Source organism: Ferrovum myxofaciens (assembly GCF_000735045.1).
In the GTDB taxonomy this organism is placed as follows: Bacteria; Pseudomonadota; Gammaproteobacteria; order Burkholderiales; family Ferrovaceae; genus Ferrovum; species Ferrovum myxofaciens.
Window position 1 is genome coordinate 1 of record NZ_JPOQ01000037.1, and the last position, 253, is coordinate 253.

Annotated in this window: 1 pseudogene; it reads right to left on the reverse strand. The window is 58.1% G+C overall.

The annotated features are described in order from the left end of the window. A pseudogene (locus IV91_RS0106760) lies at positions 1-223 on the reverse strand (hypothetical protein); the annotation flags it as partial. Positions 224-253 lie beyond the last annotated feature (30 nt).

Here is a 253-nt window from a genome sequence, read left to right on the forward strand (position 1 = left end):
CGGTTTGACGTTCCAGGCGTTCGGCCAAGGCCCGTAATGCCACACTCTTGCCGGTACCCGGGTCTCCCTGGATCAGAGCGAAGCCGCCTTCCCGCACATGGACCTGTTCGATGCGCCAGAAGAAGTCATTGATCTTGGGGGATAGATAGAGGGCTTCGGTGGGTAATTCGGTATTGAAGGGATTCCATTTCAAACCAAACGGGGTCAACAGAAGGCGGTTCATGGGTGGGTTTCCTGGGCGGGCGAGGCGTCG